The organism is Longirhabdus pacifica (genome assembly GCF_004115085.1).
Taxonomy (GTDB): Bacteria; Bacillota; Bacilli; order Paenibacillales; family DSM-105158; genus Longirhabdus; species Longirhabdus pacifica.
Window position 1 is genome coordinate 22,416 of the sequence record NZ_QXJP01000003.1, and the last position, 26,402, is coordinate 48,817.

At 36.8% G+C, this 26,402-nt stretch carries 24 protein-coding genes and 1 riboswitch; of the genes, 8 read left to right on the plus strand and 16 right to left on the minus strand.

Annotated features, from left to right (window positions below; all coding sequences use genetic code 11):
• Window positions 1-158: 158 nt before the first annotated feature.
• Entirely contained in the window at window positions 159-818 is a 660-nt protein-coding gene (locus D1Z92_RS02800) for a hypothetical protein (RefSeq protein ID WP_128894141.1), read from the minus strand.
• Between the two features lie 256 nt (window positions 819-1,074).
• Between D1Z92_RS02800 and D1Z92_RS02805 the strand changes: the two genes are divergently transcribed.
• Window positions 1,075-1,833 (plus strand): hypothetical protein, encoded by a 759-nt coding sequence (locus tag D1Z92_RS02805; RefSeq protein ID WP_128894142.1) that lies wholly within the window; start codon window positions 1,075-1,077, stop codon window positions 1,831-1,833.
• A gap of 4 nt (window positions 1,834-1,837) precedes the next feature.
• On the opposite strand, the gene D1Z92_RS02810 is transcribed toward D1Z92_RS02805, so the two are convergent.
• Window positions 1,838-2,365 carry a YfiT family bacillithiol transferase gene (locus D1Z92_RS02810; RefSeq protein ID WP_128894143.1) on the minus strand — a complete coding sequence of 176 codons (528 nt, stop codon included), beginning with the start codon at window positions 2,363-2,365 and terminating at the stop codon, window positions 1,838-1,840.
• Between the two features lie 369 nt (window positions 2,366-2,734).
• On the opposite strand from D1Z92_RS02810, the gene D1Z92_RS02815 reads away from it, so the two are divergent.
• The 5 genes from D1Z92_RS02815 to D1Z92_RS02835 all read left to right on the plus strand — a co-directional run bounded on the left by D1Z92_RS02815 (window position 2,735) and on the right by D1Z92_RS02835 (window position 7,025).
• Window positions 2,735-3,100 (plus strand): helix-turn-helix domain-containing protein, encoded by a 366-nt coding sequence (locus tag D1Z92_RS02815; RefSeq protein WP_128894144.1) that lies wholly within the window; start codon window positions 2,735-2,737, stop codon window positions 3,098-3,100.
• A gap of 95 nt (window positions 3,101-3,195) precedes the next feature.
• A complete protein-coding gene (locus tag D1Z92_RS02820) occupies window positions 3,196-3,510 on the plus strand; it encodes a hypothetical protein (RefSeq protein ID WP_128894145.1) in 315 nt (104 codons plus the stop codon).
• 505 nt (window positions 3,511-4,015) lie between these two features.
• Complete coding sequence (locus D1Z92_RS02825; RefSeq protein WP_128894146.1) at window positions 4,016-4,981, plus strand: aminoglycoside phosphotransferase family protein; 966 nt, start codon at window positions 4,016-4,018, stop codon at window positions 4,979-4,981.
• A gap of 391 nt (window positions 4,982-5,372) precedes the next feature.
• Window positions 5,373-6,329, plus strand: a complete 957-nt coding sequence (locus D1Z92_RS02830) for an aminoglycoside phosphotransferase family protein (RefSeq protein WP_240666548.1) — start codon at window positions 5,373-5,375, stop codon at window positions 6,327-6,329.
• Between the two features lie 270 nt (window positions 6,330-6,599).
• Window positions 6,600-7,025, plus strand: a complete 426-nt coding sequence (locus D1Z92_RS02835) for a hypothetical protein (protein ID WP_128894148.1) — start codon at window positions 6,600-6,602, stop codon at window positions 7,023-7,025.
• A gap of 317 nt (window positions 7,026-7,342) precedes the next feature.
• Here D1Z92_RS02835 and D1Z92_RS02840 read toward each other — a convergent pair whose 3' ends face one another.
• The 11 genes from D1Z92_RS02840 to D1Z92_RS02890 form a co-directional block, all read right to left on the minus strand.
• The gene (locus tag D1Z92_RS02840; RefSeq protein ID WP_128894149.1) at window positions 7,343-8,041 is read right to left on the minus strand and encodes an ECF transporter S component; all 699 of its coding nucleotides are present in this window, start codon (window positions 8,039-8,041) and stop codon (window positions 7,343-7,345) included.
• On the minus strand, window positions 8,029-9,837 hold the full coding sequence (locus D1Z92_RS02845; RefSeq protein WP_164931425.1) for an ABC transporter ATP-binding protein: 1,809 nt from the start codon (window positions 9,835-9,837) through the stop codon (window positions 8,029-8,031). The genes D1Z92_RS02840 and D1Z92_RS02845 overlap by 13 nt, the downstream gene beginning before the upstream one ends.
• Window positions 9,810-10,694, minus strand: a complete 885-nt coding sequence (locus D1Z92_RS02850; protein ID WP_164931426.1) for an energy-coupling factor transporter transmembrane component T — start codon at window positions 10,692-10,694, stop codon at window positions 9,810-9,812. The genes D1Z92_RS02845 and D1Z92_RS02850 overlap by 28 nt, the downstream gene beginning before the upstream one ends.
• A gap of 4 nt (window positions 10,695-10,698) precedes the next feature.
• Window positions 10,699-11,217: a DUF4430 domain-containing protein gene (locus D1Z92_RS02855; RefSeq protein ID WP_128894152.1), complete on the minus strand. Its 519-nt coding sequence runs from the start codon at window positions 11,215-11,217 to the stop codon at window positions 10,699-10,701.
• Window positions 11,218-11,367: 150 nt separating this feature from the next.
• The gene (locus D1Z92_RS02860) at window positions 11,368-14,964 is read right to left on the minus strand and encodes an S-layer homology domain-containing protein (RefSeq protein WP_128894153.1); all 3,597 of its coding nucleotides are present in this window, start codon (window positions 14,962-14,964) and stop codon (window positions 11,368-11,370) included.
• A gap of 61 nt (window positions 14,965-15,025) precedes the next feature.
• Window positions 15,026-15,835 (minus strand): DUF4430 domain-containing protein, encoded by an 810-nt coding sequence (locus D1Z92_RS02865; protein WP_164931427.1) that lies wholly within the window; start codon window positions 15,833-15,835, stop codon window positions 15,026-15,028.
• 194 nt (window positions 15,836-16,029) lie between these two features.
• Window positions 16,030-16,250, minus strand: a riboswitch (cobalamin riboswitch).
• A 43-nt stretch (window positions 16,251-16,293) separates the two neighbouring features.
• Entirely contained in the window at window positions 16,294-17,001 is a 708-nt protein-coding gene (locus tag D1Z92_RS02870; protein WP_128894155.1) for a hypothetical protein, read from the minus strand.
• A 69-nt stretch (window positions 17,002-17,070) separates the two neighbouring features.
• Window positions 17,071-18,531 (minus strand): polysaccharide deacetylase family protein, encoded by a 1,461-nt coding sequence (locus tag D1Z92_RS02875; protein WP_128894156.1) that lies wholly within the window; start codon window positions 18,529-18,531, stop codon window positions 17,071-17,073.
• 265 nt (window positions 18,532-18,796) lie between these two features.
• Window positions 18,797-18,976: a hypothetical protein gene (locus D1Z92_RS02880; RefSeq protein ID WP_128894157.1), complete on the minus strand. Its 180-nt coding sequence runs from the start codon at window positions 18,974-18,976 to the stop codon at window positions 18,797-18,799.
• A 213-nt stretch (window positions 18,977-19,189) separates the two neighbouring features.
• Window positions 19,190-20,473 (minus strand): hypothetical protein, encoded by a 1,284-nt coding sequence (locus tag D1Z92_RS17550; protein WP_240666549.1) that lies wholly within the window; start codon window positions 20,471-20,473, stop codon window positions 19,190-19,192.
• Window positions 20,474-20,611: 138 nt separating this feature from the next.
• On the minus strand, window positions 20,612-21,682 hold the full coding sequence (locus D1Z92_RS02890; RefSeq protein ID WP_128894351.1) for a glycosyltransferase: 1,071 nt from the start codon (window positions 21,680-21,682) through the stop codon (window positions 20,612-20,614).
• A gap of 241 nt (window positions 21,683-21,923) precedes the next feature.
• Between D1Z92_RS02890 and D1Z92_RS02895 the strand changes: the two genes are divergently transcribed.
• Complete coding sequence (locus tag D1Z92_RS02895) at window positions 21,924-22,919, plus strand: hypothetical protein (RefSeq protein WP_128894158.1); 996 nt, start codon at window positions 21,924-21,926, stop codon at window positions 22,917-22,919.
• A gap of 15 nt (window positions 22,920-22,934) precedes the next feature.
• Here D1Z92_RS02895 and D1Z92_RS02900 read toward each other — a convergent pair whose 3' ends face one another.
• The 3 genes from D1Z92_RS02900 to D1Z92_RS02910 are packed head-to-tail and all read right to left on the minus strand — an operon-like array spanning window position 22,935 to window position 25,392.
• Window positions 22,935-23,762, minus strand: coding sequence for a glycosyltransferase family 2 protein (locus D1Z92_RS02900; RefSeq protein WP_240666550.1), 828 nt, complete (start codon window positions 23,760-23,762; stop codon window positions 22,935-22,937).
• Between the two features lie 6 nt (window positions 23,763-23,768).
• Window positions 23,769-24,626, minus strand: a complete 858-nt coding sequence (gene rfbD, locus D1Z92_RS02905) for a dTDP-4-dehydrorhamnose reductase (RefSeq protein ID WP_128894160.1) — start codon at window positions 24,624-24,626, stop codon at window positions 23,769-23,771.
• Window positions 24,627-24,651: 25 nt separating this feature from the next.
• Window positions 24,652-25,392, minus strand: a complete 741-nt coding sequence (locus tag D1Z92_RS02910; protein ID WP_128894161.1) for a sugar phosphate nucleotidyltransferase — start codon at window positions 25,390-25,392, stop codon at window positions 24,652-24,654.
• Between the two features lie 166 nt (window positions 25,393-25,558).
• On the opposite strand from D1Z92_RS02910, the gene D1Z92_RS02915 reads away from it, so the two are divergent.
• Window positions 25,559-26,284, plus strand: coding sequence for a glycosyltransferase family protein (locus tag D1Z92_RS02915; protein ID WP_164931428.1), 726 nt, complete (start codon window positions 25,559-25,561; stop codon window positions 26,282-26,284).
• The last annotated feature ends 118 nt before the right edge of the window (window positions 26,285-26,402 follow it).

The following is a 26,402-nucleotide window of genomic DNA, read 5'->3' on the forward strand; positions in this document are numbered from 1 at the left end:
TTTGTTTATATTTGTATCGCTGCGTTTTATTCTTCTGTTATCCTATAATATCCTCTTCAAATACATTCATTTTATCTTGATCTAATAACTCAATATCTTGTATTTGTTCAAAAATCAATGTCAAATTCATTTTCATTTACATTCACCTAGAGATATATTTAATCCACACTTAGTATTTTAAATTGTGATGACGGATCAAAATAAATTCCTACTGATTCTATTTCTTTTGAATCCACATGGTTCATTATTACATTGACTACCAAATGATCATTACCATCTATGTATGGATTTATAGCTCCTACAAGTAAATATGAAATGTTTTTATCCATCAAATTTTTAGATAAATCATAGTCTATAACATTATCATCTACATACATCTGTTTTAGCGTTTCTATGTCTTGTTGATTTATTGCTTGAACGTATTTTTCTATCAATTCAATCACTTCATCATCTATTGTTCTATCAATAACGAATTCATTTTCTTTTAAAGACTCGAATATATCACATTTACAAACATTCGTTTCATTTTGAATGTATAATTCATTAAGAGATGAAAGTTTGGACATCACTTTAATATCTTTGCTTTTATCGATTTCGTTTTCCTCTATTTGATACTCTAAACGTATAGATTCTAACTTGTGTAAATCTTCATCATTCATTTGGGTTATTTCTTTACCCGTCTTTAGTTCTAATTCTTTTTTTAAGGTCTCAGATATTCCTTCTAAATTAATTGCAGTTTCTTCTACTTCTGTACTACAACCACCAATCCATATCATACCTACAACTAATATGGACATCATACTCATGATATGTTTCAAGTTAATTCCCCCTCTTTTATCTTCAAGAATGGCAAAATTAAAGTTTCTATCTTTCCTACCATTCTACCGTTCCTTTTCTTATTCTTTACGCTTGAGTATCATATACTATCTCTTGTATTTTACATTATAAGCATGTTAATGTATAAATATGTATTTTATTGATGATGATTTTATTTTACTGATCAGCTATAAAAAAATCAATCGCTAACGATATAAATAAGTAAGCTCTGCAATATAAAAGGAGGTCTCCGTTAGAATGAATACTCTTCATGTGCTTAAATTATTCATTTTATTCATTATTACAGGTTATATGACTGATCATGAGCATGAGCTTAATACATCAACTCAGATCCAAGAAAACGTTAATGTTATAGAAGAAGATAGTAGTATCTTCACGATTGTTTATACAGAAGAAGTCGAAAGTAATATAGAGATGAATACAATTGAAAACGAAGAAATAAATATTTTACACACCGAAGAAGTAGACAACAACAACATTTTATTTTATACAAAATTAAGTGATGAAGAACTTATAGTTATTTATACTGGTATAAGAATGGATACGATCATTTACGAGATTGGATTGATAGGATACGGAGAATATAATTTTGCTACAGATAAACTTATATCCACAAAAAAAGTGAAAGTATTCGGTAAAGATTTAATTGTAGTAAAAGGGTTCCAAGGTGCAGCGTATGAGGTATCATTCTATATTGATGTATCCCATACTGTACCTACAATACTACTCATTACCGCAGGTGAAAATAGTATTGTAGACCTAGATGGTGATGGTATACATGAACTCATTACTTCTGTCAGTCTAGTGTCTAGTACTATGATATATAAATGCAATGAAGGTCATATACAAGGTGTAGATGTAAATAAATTAATGAATGCATACTTTGTCCTTTACGATGATAAAAACAAGTTGTTTATAGTACAATTTGATCCTGGCACAGTGTCATTCCATTATATATACAAAGATGGAACATTAATTCCAGACCATGAAGTATGAACAACTACCATTGTTCACGTTCTCGTTTGTTCAAAATATGTGCAGTGTGATGGTTCACGTGCCAAGTGTACAAACATAAAGCTGTATTTAAGTCGATACTTTCATTTGATTCTGGGTTGTGATATGTTCGTTTCCATTGCTCTTCTGTGAGAGAATGCGCTAGGCAAATCCATCGCTCATGAAGCAAACTCAGCAATCGAATAGAAACATGAGGATGTAACATAGCTGCATCTTCCAATATGACCCAACCATCTTGATCATACGGCTTAATCGTTGGATTATTTTCCGTCAGTCCCAGTCTAAATCGCTGATAACCATTCACTTGACTATCTGCAATATGATGTACAACTTGACGAATTGTCCATCCCCCAGTCCGATATGGAGTATCTAGCTGATGCTCTGTTAATCCCTCCATCGCTTGTTCTAATGCCTGAGGTGCCTTCTTTAATTGTTGTATCATGTTCTGTATGTAAGACTTATCTTTGTTTACTGGCATTTTGAATCTTCCAATAGGATACTGAATATGTTCCATAATGTAACCCCCTCACCTGTTATATTTCATCTACACATATTTGTTACTTGTTCATTTTATACTAAAATTTGCTAATATTATATCATTTGTTTCAATGTAATTTGTAATGATAGAAGGGAAGACAAGTAATATAAAATAGTAAAATAAAACCAAATCTTGATTAAAGCGAATTTGGTAAGTATAATATTTTTATAATTAGAAAAAAAAGTTATTTGGAAACGAACAAGCCTTCTATTCTTTCTATCTCCATGTACAATGAAGGAACATTCAACTTAAAAACAACTTAGAACTATGGTGTATTTTGTCGATAATTGCATTATAATGAATGGAGTATTAGACTGACATAAGAAAAGGAAGAGGCAAAAAGTTATGGGAGAAAGACTGAAAGAACTAAGAGAACAACATCAATTGACTCCTCAAGAAGTATCGAAAATCATCGGCATACCTAAACTAACGTATGTAAGTTATGAAAAAGGGGAGTTGAAACCTGATTTAGAGAAAATAATCATTCTATCACAACATTATGATGTAACGGTTGATTATATACTTAACAGGACAGACGATCCTACATTTCAAATTTCATTGAGTAAAGAAGAAGAAAAGGAAATAAGTAGATTATTAGAAAAATCAACCATTACTTTTAGTAAAATGAGTTTAGAAAAAACGGAAGAAACGAGATTTCTTGATTTTTTAAAAGTTTTTTATCGAAATAACATTTTAGAGAGAAAAGGGTAAAAACGAGAAGCACATATACAAGACAGAAAAATAAATCTAGCTATGCGTACATATATTAAAAAAATATTTCTTTTATAGAGGTGTAGAGGGTCATCATGCCAAATATACTTAGCAGAATACGTAATGAAAATCCATTTTTGTTAGCACGCGAAATGGGCATTAAAATTGAAAATTATCACTTTAAAAATGGGATACTAGGCTATCTTACTCCAGATAACAGTATCATTTTGAACACAAGCTTAAGCCCGCTTATTCAAGAAGATGCTTGTTGTTTATTACTAATCCAACATTTGCTATATGGTAATACAGACTATTGCCTAACAGATAAAAATTATGTGGATGCCAGAAAATCATTAAAAATCAAAAGAATTCAAACGCCTGTCCTTAAGCAGAGATTGTTTGATTTTTAGACTGTTCACACATGTAAACAGCATAAGTTAAAGTTTTAAAAATAAAAGTAACTAACGATTTACGCGATTAACGATACACTATACATGTTCCGTAGTGTATGATTCATGATCGTTTTTTTAAATAATGTAAAACAAACATTACATATAAAGTATTGAAAAATGGTCCACTATATATGCTAACGGTTAACCTTGGCAATTCACTCAGCATGTGCGCTGACCATCATTTATGATACAAGTACGTAAACGTTCTGTTCATCCATGTAACGAACCAAAGAGCACCAATGATAAAATGAACGAATGTGAATACAAATGTAAAAGAAAGCATTTTTCATCCTCACATAGTGTAACACCTAACGATGCACAGCACAGTGTCGAACATCCTCTGTTGCTACTTTGCATCCCTACTCTTTATTGGTTATAATAGGATTCAATTCTGAACCAATCAAACTTCTTCTTTACACACCGATTATTCATTAAATATGACATCATAGAAAGTTGGTGTATTATGAGGAACACTTTCCCCTCACCCCATCCTTCATCTTTACTATCGTATATCCACATTCCCTTCTCACTACACAATCCTCCACACATCATTCCCATTTGCAAAGGATTTTCAACAGATAAAAAATATATTATAGTGACAAAAGAAGGTCCAAAATTACTATTAAAAACTTTTGATAACCAGCACATGGAGCAAAAGCATCAAGAATACGAGATACTAGTAAAAATGAAACAAAACCATCTCCCTTGTTCCAAACCATTACAAATAGGAACAATAGAACGATACAAATTAGGTTATATCCTTCTATCCTTTATCGATGGGAAAGATGCAAGAAGCCAATTGCCACATTGTAAACAGGAAGAGCAATATTTTATTGGAGTAGAAGCAGGACAATCATTGCGTCTTATCCATCAACACCAAGCCCCTAGTCATATTAAACCATGGTCTGATAGAAAGCAGAGCCAATATAAACACACCATACAAACGTATAAACAATGTGGTGTAACGATTAATCATGACTTCAAGATAATGTACTTTATCGAAGAGCACATGCATGTTATGCAGGGCCGTCCCAACCAATGCCAACATAATGATTTTCATATTGATAATATCATTGTAAAAAACAAAGCATTTGCAGGTATCATCGATTTTCATGGTTTTAATTGGGGAGATCCTATGCATGACTTTCATCCGTTAGGTCTATTGAGTAGAGAAATAAGTATCCCGTATTGTATCGGGCAAATTAAAGGGTACTTCCATCCACATGAGCCACCCCCCTCATTTTGGAAGCAATATTCCCTTTACTTGGCCATGTATCTGTTTTATTCCGTTGTATGGATAACTCACTTTAAAGGTGGTGAATCAAAACAAATGATGGATAGAATCAACACGGTGCTAGAAGATCATCATTATTTTGATAAAACAAAACCAGCATGGTACAAAGGTGATGTTATCTCTCATAATATATAATTTCATTTTACTAGTCGTTGACACAAACAAAATGTTGACGTCTTACATCTAATATATAAGTCAAAATATCTTACATTCTCTATCGTTAGTTCTCCAAAGAGAGGAAAAGTGAAAATAAAACAGTTTAGATTCTGTAATATAAGAAACAAAAGTCCAAAAAGTGCAACGATTCAATTTAGAAACAGAAAAGGTAGATTGATTAGTAGAAAGATTTTTTCTAAATAACACATCATGTGGTATTCTCCTATACACACCTTTTACCATCTTGTCCCAAAAGAAGATTTCAGCTATACTATAATTCCTTCTGATCTCATAGACTGCACATTCACATTATTTCACTTCTAATTTGTTACTTATGATTAGAAAATATCTCATGAAAGCAGGTATATGCTTGAAGCACTATACAATAGATCCGTCGTTGTTGCTAGCGTCCATTCCAATATTAAAAAACAGTCTAGACATCACCCCCATTCATAAAGGTTACTCTGCTGATCAAAAATACGTCATTACGACCACCGAAAATCACTCAAAACAAAAGGAAACGCAATTACTAAGAACATTTGCAATGGAAGAGATGAAACATAAGCAAATGGAATATGAAATACTAGAAAAAATGAAAGAGCTCCGCATTCCATGTTCAAAACCAATACAAATAGGAAGCATACCCGACTTAGACATCGGCTATATGCTCTTGTCCTATGTAGAAGGACAGGATGCTGCAGAAGCTTTACCTTACTGTTCAGAAAAAGAACAAATGCAGATTGGAAAAGAAGCGGGAGAGACACTCCGTCTGATCCATCAGGTAGCAGCTCCCCCTTCCCTTGCTCCATGGTATGATCGAAAAATATTCAAACATCAACAATACATAGAGAAGTACAAAGCGTGTGGCGTAGTAATTAAAAAAAGTGAAAAAATACTATCGTTTATCGAAGCACATCTTCCTCTCATGAAGGGTCGCCCTAACTTGTTTCAACACGATGATTTTACAGTTGGCAATATTATTGTGAAGGACAAGAAATTTTCAGGTGTGATTGATTTTAATCGGTTTGATTGGGGAGATCCTATCCATGAATTCCTTAAAATTGGGCTGTTCAGTAGAGAGAGTAGTATCCCTTTTTGCATCGGACAAATAAATGGTTACTTCAATACCAAACAACCAGAAACGTTATTTTGGCAGCTGTATAGTCTCTACTTAGCCATGTCCCTTATTTCCTCTGTTGTATGGATAATACAAGTGAAGCCTGAAGAATTAGAGCAGATGATGGATAGAATCTATACCATATTAGAGGATCACCAATACTTTGAGCAAACAAAACCGCTTTGGTACAAGCATGACCTATTACTGTAGTAGTGTACATGAAAAAGAGTATGTGTAACGCATTGTTTCTGCATATAGAGCAAGAAAAATCAATATGATTCCAACAAAATGTAATTGAGAGTGTTTCATTTGGTGCTCATAAAAATGAACTGCTTTTTAAGTATGAAAAACTAACTTACGCTCTTAGTAAATGGAAGTTATAGGTATCAGCAACTTCCAAAATTTAATGTCTCATCATTTTTTTGAGACATTAAATAATATGAAATAAAAAAGGTTGAACCGATCTAAGGAGTGAGTTTTTTGAAAAAGTGGAAAAAAGTTTTATTGATAATCATATCTATCCTTTTGATGTTTGCTGGAATATTCTCTCTTACATTTATTCCTCATAAAATCATAACCATTGATCCATCGGAAGTATCTAAAATTGAAATCTTTAGTGGGAACAGTGGCGATGAAATTACTGTTACTAACGAAAATCAGATTGAACATATTATTTCTAACCTTAACGAAATAAGATTTCAAAAAAATGAATTTGTGTTTTGGAGATTAGGATATGATTTAAATATAACTATTTACAATAAAAACGGAAAAAGGTATAAAGAATTTATAATGAATGGTAATGAAAGTATTAGATATAATTTTTTTATTTTTGAAGATAACACAAAGAGCATAGACTATGATTATATTGACAATCTTTTTGATATACTAGAAGTAAAACCTTGGTAATATAAATGTTTTTTAAATTACATAAAATTTGCTAGCGGACATAAAAAAATATATACAAACCCCGAATAGATACACTTATCTTAAGTATCTGCTATTCGGGGCTCAATTCAATATGCACCCCTTATGTTTATGTTTTACCTTCTTCATTTGTTTTAGGTGGAGAAATCACTGTAACAAGACTTTTACGCCTGGACACTTAGGACGTATAACTTATATTCCATCATTTCTTAGTTACCTTTACAGCTGAAAACGAAACGCATCCCTTCTTCATACTCATTATAAAAAAATCAGATGAAAGTTAAAAAGCATAGACTGCTTTATTTTTCATCTGACTCAGTGAGCAAACCATATTTTCGCTTGACACGTTGTAACATCTTCATCCATTGTGCTGAAAAAATCGTAATGAAAAACACATTACTAAGACCGTGAGCAAGATCAAAGGCAAAACTGTTTATACAAGCAGCAACATAAGCTTGCCATGACGGCGCACCCATAAAAGCAAAAACAAAATACACATTGGTCATCCATCCGTACAGAAATCCCCAAACGAAACCGAATGCATTTTTAACCCACAACGATGACATGAAAAAACGATAACGTAATAAACCTGCAGTAAACCCTAACATACCCCAGCTAAACATTTGCCAAGGCGTCCACGGGCCTTGTCCCAAATACATATTGGATACGATGGCAGCCAGACATCCTACTAAAAAACCGACTTCACTGCCAAAAGCAAGCGCGGACATCATAATGACAAACGATGTCGGTTGCACACTCGGAAGGCTTGCAAATGGAATGCGACTCACTGCTGCAATCGCGGCCAATACTGCAATCAAGACGATGGCTTCCACTTTCCTATTTTTCTTTTCAAATCGTATAAAAAATGAAACAATGGCTAATCCAATCATGATCAAACTCGCGACGATAAAATAATCTTTCATCCACAGCGTCATCATTAACAGTAGTAAACTTAGTACATAACAACATATTAAAACGATACGCTTTACGTTCCCCATTGAGCTAGAACATCCTCTACCGTAATCGCTGTTGGTAATTGCTCTTTTACTACACGATGCATCGCTGTGGTGAAGAAAAAATTCTCACTGAAAAAAGTAGTCGTATCACTCATAGCAGTAATAGCACCATCGAAGAGTAAAGCACAGGTGGTGGCGTAACGTGCTGTAAATTCAACATCATGACTCACCATCATGATCGTCTTCCCTCTTGCCCTCAACTTTATCAGTAATAGGGCAAGATTTTCCTTCGCCTTTGGATCGAGACCTTTCGTTGGCTCATCCAGTAAAAGCAGTGAAGGATTCGCCATTAGCACGAGTGCGAGCACTACTTTTTGCTGCTCTCCACCGCTAATATCATACGGATGTGACTTCAAAAAAGATTCCATCTCAAACAGCTCGATGATATCTTGTATTTCATGCAACGCCCCTGCATAGCCTAGTTGTTGCATTCTCGTCATCAACTGTTCTTCCACGGTCTCTCTCGTAAAATAAAGCAGTGGCTGCTGTCCTACGTAACCAATGATCTCCTGCCTTTTTCTTGACTTCATACGGTGCAAAGCTTCTCCGCTCCAATATATACTTCCTCGCTGTGGTTTTAACATACCCGCTATCGTTTTCAACAACGTAGACTTGCCACATCCATTTCCACCAAACAGTGTGAACAGTTCCCCTTGTCTAATATGAAATGACGCTTTCTGTAAAATGAACGGTATGTCTTTTTCATATTGAAAATATACATCTTTGAATTCCAACATCACTGGTGGAGTAGTGACATAACCATGTACTTCTTTTTCTGTAGCTGTTTCCCCTTTTCCTCTTTTGTTAGCAAGCATCGTTTTGTTGGAAACAACATCCTGCTCTCGATGTTTCTGAGCATGTCGTTCCCTCCATTTGGATACAAACCACGTCTTTCCTTCCCTAACCGTAATCGGAATGGAATGTTGTTGAGCCTCCCGTGACGCTATCCGTCTGTTATCCACTTGCTCTATGCCGTGTAACGCTTGTCCCACTAACGTTTTTTCTTCTTTCTCTTTCGCAAAAAATAACTTACTAATAGACGGTAAAAAAGGGTGGAAAACACCTTCTTCTTGGCGTGCCATGAAGGCTAACGTCGATGGAACGGTATCACAGTGTACAACGTTACCATGTTGTAATATCATCAATTTTGTTGCAAATGAAACGACTTGCTCCAGTCGATGTTCACTCATCACAATCGTTACCGATAACTCTTCGTGAATGCGCGCAATCAGTTCTAAAAACGTTTGCGATGCAACGGGATCTAACTGCGCTGTCGGTTCATCAAGCAGCAGGACTTTTGGTCTTAACGTCAATACAGAAGCTAAATTGACCATTTGTTTTTGCCCGCCAGAAAGCGCTTGTATAGGCATGTGCAACCAACTCTCCATGCCGAAAAAATGTACAATTTCCGCTACCCTTCGTTGTATATCTTCTCTCTCATAACCCAAATTTTCCATTGCAAAATTCAACTCTTGCCATACCGTAGGCATGACAATTTGCTGTTCAGGGTCTTGAAACACGATACCAATTTCAGAGACAGATCGAAACGACTCTAACTGTTCCAGCGCTTCCCCTTCATATGAGATCTTTCCTGTTTGCGATCCTTCTGGACGTACTTCCATTTTGAGCTGATGTAAGAGCGTTGTTTTCCCACATCCAGATGCACCGATGATGAGCATGAAATCCCCTTTTTCGATTTGCACATGTATATGTTTAAGCACCGGTGCAGCAGCTTCTGGATACGTGAAACTTACATCTTCGATCTGATATAATGCCACAGTAATCTCTCCTTCAACAATACAAAAATCGGGATACATAAAAATAGACAAAAGCACAACAAGTGCAGCAAAAATAGTGCAGATAAATGTAGTGGTTGCAACTGCGGATAGGGGTCATACGTGCCCAAACCATAAACATAGCCACACATCACAATAACCAATAAAAAAGACATACATATTCCCACTAGACCGTCCCTGCTATCCATCACATAATGTACAGCAGAACTCCTTTTTCCTATACCGTATCCTCTCGCACGCATCGAACTCGCCGTTTGTAAAGAAGATTCCAGTGACCATGTAATCAGCGTCCTTAAGGTCTCCATTCCTTCTTTCATTTTTTGTCTCCGTGTGGTGTCTTGTTGGAAAGCACCCTGTGTTTTTTGAATGTCCATGATTTCTTTCAATCTACGTTGAAAAACAGGAACAAAACGGATAGAAACATGGATCATAAACGTTAATTTCGGCAACATGGTGCCAAACAAGTATAAAAATTTTTCCGGAGTGATTACCAGTTCGTATGCTTTGAATAAGATGAGCACATTAAATAATGCCACAGCCAGCAATACGCCGTATACGATAGATTCTAATGTCACTTGGTGATCAAACACATAACCAAGTATCGTTGCACCTCTACTAGAGAAAATAGGATTTAAAATCATAACGAACAAAGAAAGGAGCGCGTAATAGAAAACACTTTTCTTCAACGCTTTTCCTCCGTCTAATAGCTTATGTAAACATAGTGTAGTCAAGCAGATGACAAGCAAATAAAGTGGATGTTTCATCATAAAAGAGAATAGGATCACGCAAAAGAAGTAACTAAAACTAATGATGGGATGAAGGTGTTTAAAGTCATTCAAGTCATTATTCCTCCTTCCCATCCCACAACCCATCTAGTGCAGCTCCGATATCTTCTCCCAAGTCTTCCGTATATAGCCATTCAATTTCATCATTTGGTGTGGTTGGCCATATTCCTGCACTCCGATTCGGGAACTTACCATTTATGGCATACATCCATCCACTTCCTGATCCTCTATCAAACTCATATATATTATCAATACCTTCAATATACGCCATTGCACCACTTCCTCTGTATTCCATCGGAATTTCATGCTGTCTAGTCACCCTTTTCAATAGTTCGAGGACAGTGTCATCTTCCTGCCACTCTATCTCCGTTGCTTCAAAAATCACACCAACGTCAGGCGGCCCTACAATAGAAAAAAGAACGGTCTCCAGTGGTGTTTCCTCATCCGTTTGTGATATGGATATGGAGGGCTCAACGACTTGCGTTTGGCAACCTATTAAAATAACGACCAATAGAAAAAGCGTTGCAAATGCAATTATTTTTTTATTCCAGATCCTATGACTTAACATACTAAGCATACCTTCAATCTCCTTACGTCATGTCATGACTTACATCGTTCATACTTAACACATTTGCTTTTACATTTTACATTTCATACTTAACATTTTATAAAGATGACAACAAGTAGAAAAAAGGGGGATGACGTCCCCCTGTGTAACAAAACCAAATTATTGCTGTTCTAACATATTCGCAATGACAACGGCAGCCATCTCTCTCGTTACACTTTCCTGTGGATGGAAAGACTGACCGTCTCCTTGCATCATGCCTAGACCATACATGTGTTCAACACTTTCCAATGCCCAATCCGAAATGAGTGTGTAGTCTAACACATCGTTTTTCAGTGTAGATGGTTTGTTATTTCCTTCTCCTTGATGGAACACATACCATCTTTCTAGCATCACTGCCATTTCTTCTCTTGTTATCGTACGGTAAGGTGCAAACGTCGTATCGGTGTTACCGTATATGAATTCCAGTGCATATGCTTGACTCACTCCGTCGTAGTACCATGCATCTGCTTTTACATCGTTAAAAGGCAATGTTTTACTAGCAATCGCCGGTTGTTCTTGCAACATATTGACGAGTAATGTAGCAAATGCTGCACGTGTAATATGTTGCTTCGGAGCAAACTGTGGCTGTAAAGGATCAATTCCTTGCATGAAACCACGAGCGACCACGGATGCTACACTGTCGTAAGCCCAATCTGAAATAGATGCAGCGTCTATAAAATGAGATAAGGAAGCAGTATCTGTCATATCATACAATCTGTTCTCTCCTGCCAAATAACGATCATAGGCAGCAAATGCCAGCATCGCTTGTTGCGTCGCGATAAAGTCACTATCTTCTCCTTGCACGTGTGCAACACCACCATCTGCAAGGATAAAAGAAGTTAGCGCAGACAGTAAATCTCCATCTTTTTTTACAAACCTTTCATCGTATACATCGATATTTAACGCCGTCAATGCAATGATCATTTGAGAAATGGTCTCACTGTTTTCATCTCCCCAGGCTGTAAAACCGCCATTATCTAATTGCATCTCAGATAACCATGCCAATGCAAGCTCCGTAGCTTCTTTTACTTCTTTTTTATCCTGGTAAGGTGCTAATGCTTGCAGTACCATGGCAGTAATGTCGATATCGCTGTCTGTATTTTCGTTTTCATCCAGATGAAGTGGAAATCCACCGTCTTCATTTTGCTGCTCTAGTATCCATTGACTTAATTTCTCTCTATCCCACAATGCTTGCTCAGGCACAGTATAATTGTTAGCATCTAAAGCAATTAACGCAAACACTGGACCATTTGTGCCTTGCATTGTCATGTTAGGGTGATTGACGATGTATTCAATCAAGTTGTAACCAGCAAACGATGTTGCATCTTTCCCTAATGCCGTAATAGCAAGCACCATGCGTTCCACATCCGTAACTTTACGGAAAGAACCTTCGTTTTCCTTTATAAATGCTTGCAGTGCCTTACTATAACCATCTGGAACCGCTTCTCCAGAACGAGCTAAAGCGATAGCATCCCAGTCATGAAAATGATCATGCATCGTAAAATCTACATGTTTCTGTATCCAGTTCGATACGTTATTCAATGTCTGTACATATGCATCTTCATTTATGTTTTTAGGAGCATTTTCCTCACTGCTCTCTTTTTCTTCGTCACTACCAAGATATCCGCCAATATCTTTTCCTAAATCTGTTGTATATCTCCAACGAATGCGATCCCCATCTTGAAGATCGTAAATACCTGCGCTGTATTGTGGATACGAACCATTGACAGAGTACATCCAGCCACTGTTAGGTCCAGCATCAAATTCAAACAAGCCATCTATACCGTCTACGTACAATTTTGCGTTAGAACCTACATAAGAAAGAGAAATTCCTTTATCATTCAATACTCTCTTTAACACGGTGAAGACGGTATCGCCTTCTTGTATTTCTACGGTAGTAGTAGATAGTATATCTCCCTCATCTATGGTTCTTTTTTCTACAGATAACGTTACGGTTTGTTTGGCAGGCTGGTTGGGATCGCTAGTATCACCACTATCATCATCTGGGTCTTCCCCTTGTTTTTTCGTTGCCAAGAAAGCTAACAACCCTTGCAGCTGCTTCGTCTTAATCACCAAATCTCCATTTTGCTCATACGCGTACATGACATCATTGGCGTACACCGCTTCCGTAACACTCACAGGGGAAGACAGTATTTCTTGCAATGAAGCATCAACATATACACGCTCTGTTACAGAAGCATGCGTATGATGCATGTCAGTTGAAGAGGAAGCAACACGGTGAATACTTCCATCATATACTGAGGTTGTTACCGAACGTATGGTAGCAGCCTCATATTTCGGTATTCCCTTTAACGAACCATCTGCCATCACGTAGGCAGCTTCTTTGTGTCCTTGTCCCTGTAATATGACCGTCGCATGTTCACTTAGTTCAATTCCATTTGGATCACCCACGTTTACAGCATACACTGCTGTAGAAATGAAGTCTTGCTTACCTTCTTTTTCCAACATCTCATTAAGACTTGACTCGTAAAGAGAAGGTTCTACTAAGACCGTAGGTGCCAACATATTTTTATTCCATGGACTACCAATCTCTGTTCCATTTTCAATCTCTAATACGTTACTACCTCTTGCAGCATACACCGCTGGAAGTGTTACATCACCATTTGCATCTGGAAGGATATTAAAATATAAACGCATAGGCTTCGTATTGTCTCTATTAGACAACGCTTGTGGCAATGTATACGACGTTCCCGCTTCAATCTCAACATACAACGTTTGGGCCTTAATGTCCTGCATATCATATATGCTAGGTTGTCCATTGTTTACTCTCTGCAATGAACTTAAAGCAAGTAGGGCTTGCTGGGTAGCAATATTATCACTACTACCATCCAAACTGTGCGAGATGCCACCATCTTCCTGTTGATAAGATAGTAAATACGTCAGCACATCATTGCCATCTTTTACAAAGCGAGGATCGTGAAGGTCAATGCCTAAACTCGTTAATGCGATCATCACTTGTGATGCACTTTCACTAGATTCGCCCCATGCCCCTGGGAAACCACCGCTACTATATTGTTGACTAGAAAGCCAAGTTAACGCTCTATCCGTCGCTTCTTGGACTTGGACATTTTCTTGATATGATGCTAATGCCTGTAGTGTCATTGCAGTTAAATCTACATCACTAGTAAACCCCGTGGTAAGCGAAAAGCCTCCATCGTCATTTTGTTGCTGTAGTATCCACGCTACTAGGTTCTCTCTATTCCATGTCGCGTCATCTGGCACTTCATAGTCATTACTATCTAGCGCTAACAATGCAAATACAGGTCCGTTAATGCCTTGACTGGTCATTCGCCTATGATTCACGATGGCATCTATAAAATCATAACCAGCGATATAAGTGGGATCATTCCCCATTGCAGTTACACTAAGAACGACCCTTTCTAAATCTGTTACTTTTCGTAGTCTTTTAAAATTTGTAGAAACATATTGATAGGTTGCTTGAAAATAATCAGCTTCCAAATCATAACCACTGCGTGTTAATGCGATGGCATCCCAATCTGTAAAGTTATCATATGTTGAAAAGTCACTATGGGACATAATCCAACTCGCAGCTTCAGACACTGCTTCATTTAGTACTGCATCATCAGCAGCCTCCGTCGCATTGACAGTCTGTGTGGACAATAACGAAGCAGTCAACATCATACATGTCAACATGATCAAAAAGTATTTTGTCCAACCTAATGTAGCCTTTTTCAAGTTCTTCCCCTCCTATATTACATCACGAACCATGGTTTTCTCTCGCTGTAATGAAACCCATTTACTCTACTACGATCGTAATAGGAACAGGTCGAACTAAGTTATAGGAATTAGGGCCAAATTTACTTGCCGTTATCTCATATTTACCTGGTTCTGTAAAAGAGATGGTCACTTCTCCATTCGCATCCGTCGTATACGTGGTGGAATTACCGTTAATCACCAACGTTGCTTGTTCAATAGACTCAAATGGTAGCGGCTCGCCCCAACTAGCAGGTTGTCCTTCCACAGTAATTTTTACGTCTTCTCCTTGTTGAATGTTGGTGTCACTTGCAGAAATTTGACCAAAATCGTATGTATTGTAATGGCCAATGTAAAAGAACTCTATCACATCTTGATCCGCAAGCGTTTGTTGACCAACTCCGACAGAAGGTAATACACCGTTAAGTTTATACATCCATCCTGATGCAGGGCCTTGATCCCCTTCCCATTCATTGGCAATACCCGCAATGTAATTTCCGTTATATGCAACATCGATTACATAAGGATCTGTAACATCCATTCCTTCATTTTCTAAAGCTTTAATAATGGCGTGTATCGCAAGCGTTGTATCATTGTTTTTATACCAATTACCCACTTCATTGTTTCCTACTACATCGGTAATATCATACGGTTCTACTTCTAATTCTGTTAGCGGAATGATAGTGGATTCCCATCCTTCTACTCTTACTTTCACTTCAATAGCCTGTTCCGAAGTGTTTGCACTTAATACATTGCTTTGATCTATAGCATGTCCAGTATGGGAAGAAAACAACGTTACAATGAAAAGCAAACTAAATAATACAACTGCACTAACTTTTTGTAATAATTTCATTTTTAATTTCCCCTCTTCTTCTTTTTTTGAAAAAATTGATGTGCATTGTTTTTTTAGATACACAAAAAAACACCTTTTCTCTTCGAATAGGTGCTGTATCTTCCAAGCATTGAAAACACGATGACATATCATGTTCAACATGAAATCGTGCAAAATCACGATATACTGCTACCCTCCCATCCTCGTGAGAAACTACAAAGCAAACTTTTATAGCAGGTCTCCTGGCTTAGCATCATCACAACGCTATCTCCTTCCCGTTTACTATGAAGTTAAACAGTGGATATGATGGATAGGTTATTCTGCATTACAGTGGCGGGACCGCGTCGGATTTACACCGAACTTCCCTTTTAATCTGATTCATCTAACTTCCAATATGTTAGTAGAGATGTTCAGCACTATAAAAGTAAATATGAAATTAGTTCCAATGTAGCATACTTCCCAGCATTATACAATACAAACTATTCATTCTGTTGAATAAATACTCCCCCGTTAAAATCGTAAACAGAGGATGTCGTTACAGCTGGTTGAAGCTCCCGCTCCTCTATATCCTGTGTAGAATAAGACTGTTGCGTTGAAGTTAACCAATAATACAACTCCGAAGTTGATTCATTCATAGTAAAAGCTCCAATTTTAAATTGAACATGATGTTGAAAATACTCTTCTTCTTTTAAAATACCTGACCATGCCTCTACTATTTTCCCATTTTTTACATACCACATATACCCAATTTCTGCATGATACCCAGTTCCACCAGTATGATTAGGAGCATAAAATAGTTTCATATTTTCGTTTTCTACAAGTGGAACTACTTCTTTTATATCCACTACATTCCATCCTTTTTCCTCTATGAACACATAATTATTATCCACGTCATCAAAAATCAATAGTGTACCCAAATGTACTGCGCCTTGAGTAAAAGCGACTAATTCTTCTTCCACATCTTCATCTACATTCATGAATTTATACCCCCACTTCGTGGTACTGCCAATCCCACCACCATACTCAGCATGTTCTTGAATCAATTCAAGCACCAATTCGTCTGCTTCAAGGTTATCGGTTAATGGCTGAGGCCATAATGTATAAAGATAGAAACAACCAACACATATACCAAGGAAAATAAACCATTTAACCTGTTTATTTGTTATTTTTTTCAACATGTTTTTCACTCTTTCTTACTCCTCCGCCCACTAGAAATATTAGCGTGACTGAAATGAATGTAAGATATGACGAGCTAACTATTTCTCGTACTTTTGCATCGTTTGTAATAGGTGCTCCGCTGTGATGTGTGGAGAACCAGCATTGATGCGATAAAATACATCTTGTCCAAATTCATTAATTCCTGGCTCTATCGAAAAGAAAAATTGAAATCCATTTTGCTTTAGCCATGCTATGACCTGCTCATTGTAAGCTCCGAAAGGAAACGCCAATAGTGCACGTTGATCTCCTAACTCTTGTTCAATGCGTTCTTCCATATACAGTATGTCTTCTATCACTCTATCTTTATATTCTTGTTCTGTTTCTATTCGTTGCTCATCTTGTAAATACATTCGATGGGTCAGCGCAGGCTGCATGGTATCCTGTTCATGGATAGGGATATCTTTATGCAAATCATACGTATGATTATAGAAGCTCATGCCTTCCGCTTTTAATTCTTTCATTTGATCCCAAGTCATATGATGTGCGTAACCATTATCTCTTCGCTCACCAATAATAAAATGTGTTGCTAAAAGATCATGTTTTTCTAACACTGGTGCAGCTAGAGAATAAAAACTTTCGTAACCATCATCAAAAGTCAACAACACCGCGTTTGGACTAATTTGTATTTCTCCCTGCATAAATAACACAAATTCATCCATACCGATAATATTGTACCCTTGTTCCAGTAACGTCGTCAGCTGTGATTCAAACAACTGTGGTGTAATCGTATAACCACTGACATCATTTTCTTCTGCTAGATCATGGTATATTAAAATATGTACTTTATCGTGATAATAAATATGATTCTCCTTACTTTCTTGCAACAATGAAGGTGTTTCTGCTATGACTTGAATGTGGTCATTGACATGTTTATTGTCTTTATTAATCATACATTGATATATTTGCTGGTCTTGTCCCACATAATATAATTGAAAAAGCGTTGCTAGCCCTTTGTTATTGAATGTAACCAAAAGCTGTACTTTACTCTCTTTATCAATGTCAGATATATCTACATCATTTCGTTGCTTAGAAGTTAAGGGAAGGACTGGTTGAAACTCCCCTGTTGTATTTACATGTATTTCATACAACCATTGTGTTGTCCCATCGGAGTTGAACACTTCAATTTTATGTTTACCAAACACCGCTTCCAAATCTGATCTTGTATTTCCTACTTTTAATTGCTGTGCTACTTGATATGCTTCGTAGTTCAATTTATTTACGTGCTCTGATTGTTGGTTCATTTCATTATGTATTTCTTTATCAAGTTCTTGACCAATTACTTGATTTGTTTCTTCATTGTTTTTTTTATTTGATTCTTTCCTTAACTTTTCTCTTTTTTCTTTATTTGACTCTTCCTTTATTTCTTTGCTTGTTTCTTCCTTGGTTTGTTTATTCCTTTCATTCTGTGTAACGTTTCGTGCTTCTGCAAAAGCTGGATAAGGCATCATCGTAACAAATGCCATCAAACAGATGGTCACTATAAATCTAGTTTTTTTCATAAATAAAATATAATTCCTTTCTATCAAACTATTGTTTAACTACATGCAAAAATAAACATATTTCCTTTGTATAAGTTGGGATACACATAAAAATACAATGTTACATCAACATAGGAGGTATAAAGACTAATGATAGAGATCATAGCACAAGAAAAAGCAAATATAAAGACTCAAAAAGATGGAGTTGCTCTCACGCACTCCATTCTATAATTTAGTCACGTTAGCATGTAAAATATGCTGCATCAAACAACATGATATACTCCATCTATTTTTTTGAAACGCCATGATTCTTTTTACTACATATTTTGCACACCTTCATATTATTACCATCTTCTCCCTTTATCTCATATAATAACTTAATTCGAGTTCGTTTACAAATTGGACATGTCCCTCTACCTCTTGCAAATAATTGACGTAACGGCTTACCGCGATTGCTCTTGGCCATACTGATCTCCTCCTTTCTTCTATTTATATTTAAAGTCTTTCTTGTACTAGAATCTTCTTCCTAAAAATAAAATCATAAATTGAAATGACTTGTTACCATAAAAACTCTACGTTGATAGTAAAAGTATGTAGAAAGGTTATGATGTATGAAACATGAAAATCCCCTCTACTGTTATAAGTAAAAGGGATGATCTAAACCTCAAATTGCAATTTTTTATGTTGCTGAAGTTCCGAGGATTGCTTTCAACACTCTGCCCTGTGCAGTAATTAATGGTGCTCCCGTTATTCCATTACTTACAGAAGTATCAATAACAACGTTATAGTTCGCGGTACCTGCTGCTGTATCAACATGAATTAATGAAGGTTGTAAGTCAATAATACTAATATTATTTAAATTATATACTTGCTGTAATTTTAACGTTTTAATCACTACATCGTCTTTAGTTAAGCTGATATTGATATCAATAATGACAGAAGCGCCCGTCAGAACACCGTTGTAACATACATTGACAATCGTATTAAAGCACGCTGCTCCTCCCGTTGGGATCGTCAGTGTTAATCCGTTACCAAACACATCAGAAGATACTCCGTTGGTTAAAGCTAATGCTGTCGTCCCTTGAAGGAAATCAATAACTCCACCTGTTCCGGTTGCTCCCGTTACTCCGGTTGGACCTGTCGGACCGGTTGCTCCTGTTGGGCCGGTTGCTCCCGTTGGACCCGTTGCTCCTGTCGAACCGGTTGCTCCTGTTGGGCCAGTTGCTCCCGTTGGGCCAGTTGCTCCCGTTGGACCCGTCGGACCTGGAGGACCACCACTTGGACCCGTTGCTCCCGTTGCTCCTGTCGGACCGGTTGGGCCGGTTGGACCTGTCGCTCCGGTTGTTCCTGCTCCCGTTGGACCTGTAGGGCCAGTTGCTCCTGTTGCTCCTGTTGGGCCGGTTGCTCCCGTTGGACCAGTTGGACCCGTTGCTCCTCCTCCAATATCTTCTACTGCTAATAGTTCTACTTGGTCAATAACCATATCTACGGCAGAAGCAACTGATGCTGTTTTTACTAATGTTAATGTCGCTCTAACAGCAAGTGCTGGTACTTGCTCTAGATTTTTATAGATTGTTTTAAAGCAGCCTTCTTCTGCATTGGGCAAGTTTCTCTCTAATATGGTAAATGTTTCTGTCCCTCTTAGATCCCCAAGCAAACCAAAATACTGAATGGTCACACCTAAAGCGGCTGCATCTAATGCTCCTCCCCATTTGTTTGCTACAGATAAAATAAGTTCGTATTGGTCAAATTCCGTCACTGGAATATCAGATTGCTGTATAAAAACGCCATCGGTTCCACCTGATAGCACAACTGCCCAACTACCAAACAAGTTCGGTGTATTTACTGGAGTTGCTGGATTGAAAAATAATTGTACTTCTGCAGGAGGGAAACCTGTTGTCCAAGGTGCTAGTGATCCTGTCTCAAAACCACTATTAACAATGAGGTTTCTTATTCTAGCCAATTGTTTTCACTCCTTTCTCATGTACTTCTTGTATCTTATGAAAGGAAGTAACAACTTGACTGGGTACAAACACTGCTACAAACACCAATTTGAACAAATTTAGTCAAATGATGATGATGATGAAATAACTCAGAACTTTCAATATCCTAAGTCTTCTAGTAATTTTCTATTGTGTTTAATACTTTGATCATTTGGTCGATACTGTCGTGCAATTTCATTATGAATGTAAGATTTATCATACATTCCTTTTCTATAGTAACAAACACATAGCTGTAGGTGAGGCAGCCATGTCCATGCGGCTTGATTTTGAAAACCCCATTCACTTTCTTGCATTGGAATTTTTGTTGCCATCTCATACCAAAAAATAGATTGATCGTACATTTCTTTATTTAAAAAGTAATAACCCATACGGCAGCATGCTTCCGCTCTCGGAGTATCATATTTAAACGACTCCAAACAAGCGTGGAACTCATTTTCTTTATCTCCTAATGCCTCATAACAAAGTGCTAAGTTATTACATGCTTGGATATTGTCTTCTACCCAACCTTTTTTATCATCTAGAAATTTGCGATACCATGTTATTGCTTTCTCCCATTTTCGATGATCTCTTAGCTCGTTTGCATAATATACGGTGTCTCTAGGTGCTAACTCCACTCCTTTAGCTAACTGAGATTCGTAAATGTTTAAATTTCGATGCGTTTCATGTTCGATTTGTTTATGCGTGACACATATATCACTGTTAAAAATGTTCCCATTTACAGCAAGATACTCATGTACGATGCCGATCCACTTAAAGTACTTCATCCGCTTCACCAGTCTATTTCTTCTATAACTAAGTAATACATTGCCGTATTCATCAAAACCAACGTTGTATTTCATAGAAACAGAATCCACTGTAGGATCTAGCGTTTCTTTTAATTGTAAAAATAGTTGTTGACTATCTTCTAATATGACGTCATCCGCATCCATCCAAAAAATATAATCTTTCGTTGCTTTGCTAAAAGCAAAGTTTCGAGCTGCGGAAAAGTTATCTATCCACTTAAAATCAAATATACGATCTGTATAACGGGAAGCAACTTCTTTCGTTTTATCTATAGAGCCTGTGTCAATAATATTTATTTCATCGACAATATGTTTTATCGTATCTAATCCTCTTGCTAATGTTTTCTCTTCATCTCTAACGATCATACAAAGACTAATCGTTATCATCATGTCACCTCTTGTCACTTGATTATGCAAAAAATAAAAAGCCTATCTTTATCATGTAAAATTTTTTTTACGTTATGTTGCATGCTAAGGAACATGATATATGATATGATAGTTGCTGTATTTTGGTGTTATAAGCGCCTATTTTAGAGGCCTTTATGATTATACTTATATTTAAGGTGGTAATAGGTGAAACGTCGTAACCTATTGCGCTATTATGGAATGAAAATTTGGAGGGAATACGATGCAATTATTAAAACAACATCTCATGTTACCTATAGATCCACAGCAGCCATCTCACTTATTTCAACCTTCTGCTGACGGCACCGTTCGTATTAAATATACTTCAGAGCAATTGCAAGGACTAATTGAACATAAAGAAAAAATAAAAGCTTATCTCGGCACGCTTCAAATGGATAGTAAGCAACTTAATACATTTGCAAATGAACTCGCTCTCTCGGTTTCCCATCAATTTAACCAGGTAAATCAATATATTAATTTAACAAAACAAGATGAAATCCAACTACAAACACTGTTTAAAACACTTCTAAATACTCTGCACTCCACTTACTCCAATGAAAGCAAAGATTTATTAGTAGCATTAGAAGAAATGTTTGTTCATCATCATGAGCGTATCATGTCCCTATTAACAAAAAGCAACGGCAACCAACTGTTTCAATCGTATTTGAATCAAAAAGAAGAAACGATCGTTCCATGCCAACAATATAGTCCAAGTTTTCAGATGAAAGTACTTGGATTATCATTAGATCACATGCAAGGTCCTATTTTAGATATTGGTTGTGGTTCTGATGCTCGGCTTGTGAATGATTTACGTGAGCAAGATGTGGAAGCATACGGCTTCGATAGAAATATCACAACGAAGAAACCATACTTGTTTCGCACCAATTGGTTTGATTTTTATTTTTCACCGCTAAAGTGGGGTACGCTTATTTCTAACATGGCGTTTTCCAATCATTTTTGGCACCATCATTTACGCCAAGATGGACAATATGAGTCCTATGCGCAAAAGTATGTGGAAATACTGAATGCCCTTAAAGTCGGAGGTACATTCATATACAGTCCTGGACTACCTTTTATGGAAAATATATTAAAAGAGGTGGATAAATTCGAAGTGTCTAAGCATGAAATTCCAATGCCAGAAACGGGAATGGATCAAAAATTAAGTCAAGATGAGTTAGAAAGAAGATACGTCACTAAAATTAAAAGACTTCATGCATAAGCGTCATCTTTAACATCAAACAGGAATACGATGCCTATCGGGGATAAATATACTTTCTCTCTTTACAATAGTAGATGGATCATAGCCGAATCTCTCTAATTCAAAACCTGAGATTCCTATGCTCCATTTCTCTACAAAACGCTCTGCATTTTTAAGGGAGCTCGTATTGTATTGAATTTGATTTGATTTAAATGTGCCATGTCCGTAATGATGAATAAAGACATCATCTGCCACCCATAACTTTTTTCCATAAATATTAACACGTAAACAAAGATCATCATCCTCATAATTACCTGGGAAAAATCGTTCATCCAGCCCCCCTACCGCCTCCATTAGAGCAGCTGAGAAGACCATGCAGTGTCCTATTAATTTATGAGGAATGAATCCTTTCCCCTTGCGCTCTTCATGCCATTGAGCTGCAAAAGCATGCATGTCATCTTGGGATGAATACGGTACAGTAGGTACCCGCTGTGCAGAATATACATTGTTAGATCTAGGCCCTACGATACCAATGCTTTTATCATTTTCCAACCAGGCTATGAGTCTGGATAGCCAATGTGGTGTAACGATTGTATCGTTATTTAACAGCACGATATAATCGCCACAAGCTTGCTTCATCCCCTGATTATTGCCACCTGCAAAACCTTTGTTCTCCTCATTTGCAATGACTGTAGCATGATCGAGTGTATTTAGAAAGTTTACTGTTCCATCAGTTGAACCATTATCTACAAAAATACATTCAAATGGGACATCTGTATGTTGATAAATACTTTCTACACACTGTTTCGTATAATCCAATCCATTACGTGATAAAACAATAATAGACGCTGTTGGCTTTACCACCCTCATTTACCCCTCTCTTGCCTTATATTGTTGTACAAAATCTTGTAATCCTTCTTTCCAGTGTCGTGGCACCGAGAAACCATGTAACCGAATAGCCTGATGATCTAATGTGGAAAAGTGAGGTCGTTTGGCTGCACGTGTTTGTTCTAACGCGCTACTTTTCATACTTGCCACGTTCACATCAAAACCTAGTAAATCAACGATATGGGTTGCAAATTCATGCCAAGAGCAAGAGCCCGTATTAGAAACATGATAAATACCATAGTGACTCGTTATGATTAACTCTCTTAAAAACTGAACGACATCATGCGTAAACGTAGGAGAACCAATTTGATCATCAATTACACGTAGTGGTTTTTTCATTTTTGCCTGATTAATGATACTTTTTACAAAATTTTTGCCGTAAAGACCATATAGCCAAGACACTCTAATAATAAAAGATTGCTTGCAATAACGCTCTACAAACCTTTCTCCCGCTAATTTGGATTTACCATAATAGTTAATTGGATTCGTCTGATCAAACTCTTGATATAACACAGAAGAGGCACCATCAAACACATAATCTGTACTAAAATACACTAACTTTGCTTTCACCTGTTCTGCAGCCATCGCTACATGTTTCGTGCCGTACGCATTCACTAAGAAGGCTAGATCTTTTTCCTCTTCTGCTTTATCTACATTCGTATAAGCAGCAGTGTGCAAAATGATATCTGGTTGTATAGCTTTTACTTTTTCCATGACTTCATCGTGATTGGTTATATCTAGTTCATTTCTTGATAAAGCAAATATTTCTCCTTGTTCACACAGTCCTAGCGCCATATCTTGCCCCAGTTGACCGTTAGCTCCAGTTATAAGTATTTTCATTTTTCTCTCCTTCTCCTTATCACGATCAGCAGCTTTCGATGTTTAAACATGACAGTGAAAGATTGCTAGCCAACTGATTAGCTAATAAATAGGAAGCATGCGTACCTGCATCAGTCCACCAGTTATTCAACAAATCAAACGCACAGCTCCGTTGTTTAATATATATATTATTGATGTCCGTTATTTCTAATTCCCCTCGATCTGATGGCTTCAATTGATCCACCCATGAAAATACTTGATGATCATACAAGTAAATACCGGTAACAGCGTAATTGCTTTTTGGTTTTTTTGGTTTTTCTTCAATGGAAACAATACGGTCACCTTGTATTTCTGCTACACCAAAGCGGTGCGGGTCCTCTACTTCTTTAAGTAACAGCATGGCTCCTTTTTTTTGTTGTTTAAAACGTTCTACATACATTTTAATTGAATCAGGGAAAATATTATCACCTAAAATGACGGTTACTAAATCATCCTTCACAAAATCTTTTCCCATTCGCAAAGCTTGTGCAATACCTCCGGGTTTATCTTGTACCTTATAAGTTAAGTCAACCCCAAATGCAGTTCCACTTCCTAGTGTACTGACGATGTCACCCATATGTTCTTTACTCGTTACGACTAACACATCTCGAATTCCCGCGTTTTGTAATTTATCAATCGCATAATAAATCATAGGATATTTCCCGACAGGTAATAAATGCTTATTCGTTACTTTCGTCAACGGATACAGCCTTGATCCAGTACCACCAGCAAGTACAATGCCCTTCATGTTGTTCCTCCTCTTTGTAGTGATGGCATGACAAACGACACTGTAACTATTTCATCTTCTAACATACGTGAACCGTGACGAAAGTGTTCATATTCAAAAACGTGAATTCATAAAGTAATTATATCATAATATACCTGGAGTCTTTACGTCTGGAGGAGGAATGACCTTGCATGAAAAAGAAATTGCAGTCCTATGCTGTGTCCACGACGACAGGCTATTTGACACGTGTAGAGCTCACTTAGAGGCATTGTATGTACCAGATGACTATGAACTAAGCATCCATCCTATTTATGATGCTGAGCACATGACAGTCGCTTATAATGAAGGGATGAAAGCCAGTAAAGCAAAATATAAAATATATGTACATCAAGATTGCTATATTATTGATTATTTTTTTATTAAGAATATGTTACATCTTTTTCAAGCGCATGAACAAGTCGGTATGATCGGTCTCTGTGGCACCAAAACGTTACCTGAAAAAGGCATCTGGTGGGAAGGAGAAGAGAAATTCGGACATATTATTGAATATCGAAACACGTTTCAATACATCTCTTTTGATGAACAAGAAAGACAAAATAAAGAAGGTGAATATGTAAGCGTGCAAGCCATTGATGGATTACTCATGGCAACGCAGTATGATATTCCATGGAATGAAAATATTAAAGCATTCCACTTCTATGACACGTCGCAATCTTTAAATTTTCATGCTGAAGATTTGGATGTCGTTATACCTTACTTCGCTATTCCGCCAGTGATACACGACATTGACATGCACAAGTTTAAAAAAGAAGACAATGACAACGAATTTACGGACATGGAGCTGGAGAAATATAAACAACATCTTTTATCCTTTTTACTAGAATACCGACATCATTTCAATGGAATGATATAAAAAAAGCCGACGCTATGCGTCAGCCCTTACTGAAAAATAATTGCACTAGACTATAATCATAAAAAAATTAAACGGATACCAGAAATTCCTCAAAGTATGGAAATGTATTGTTCTTCAT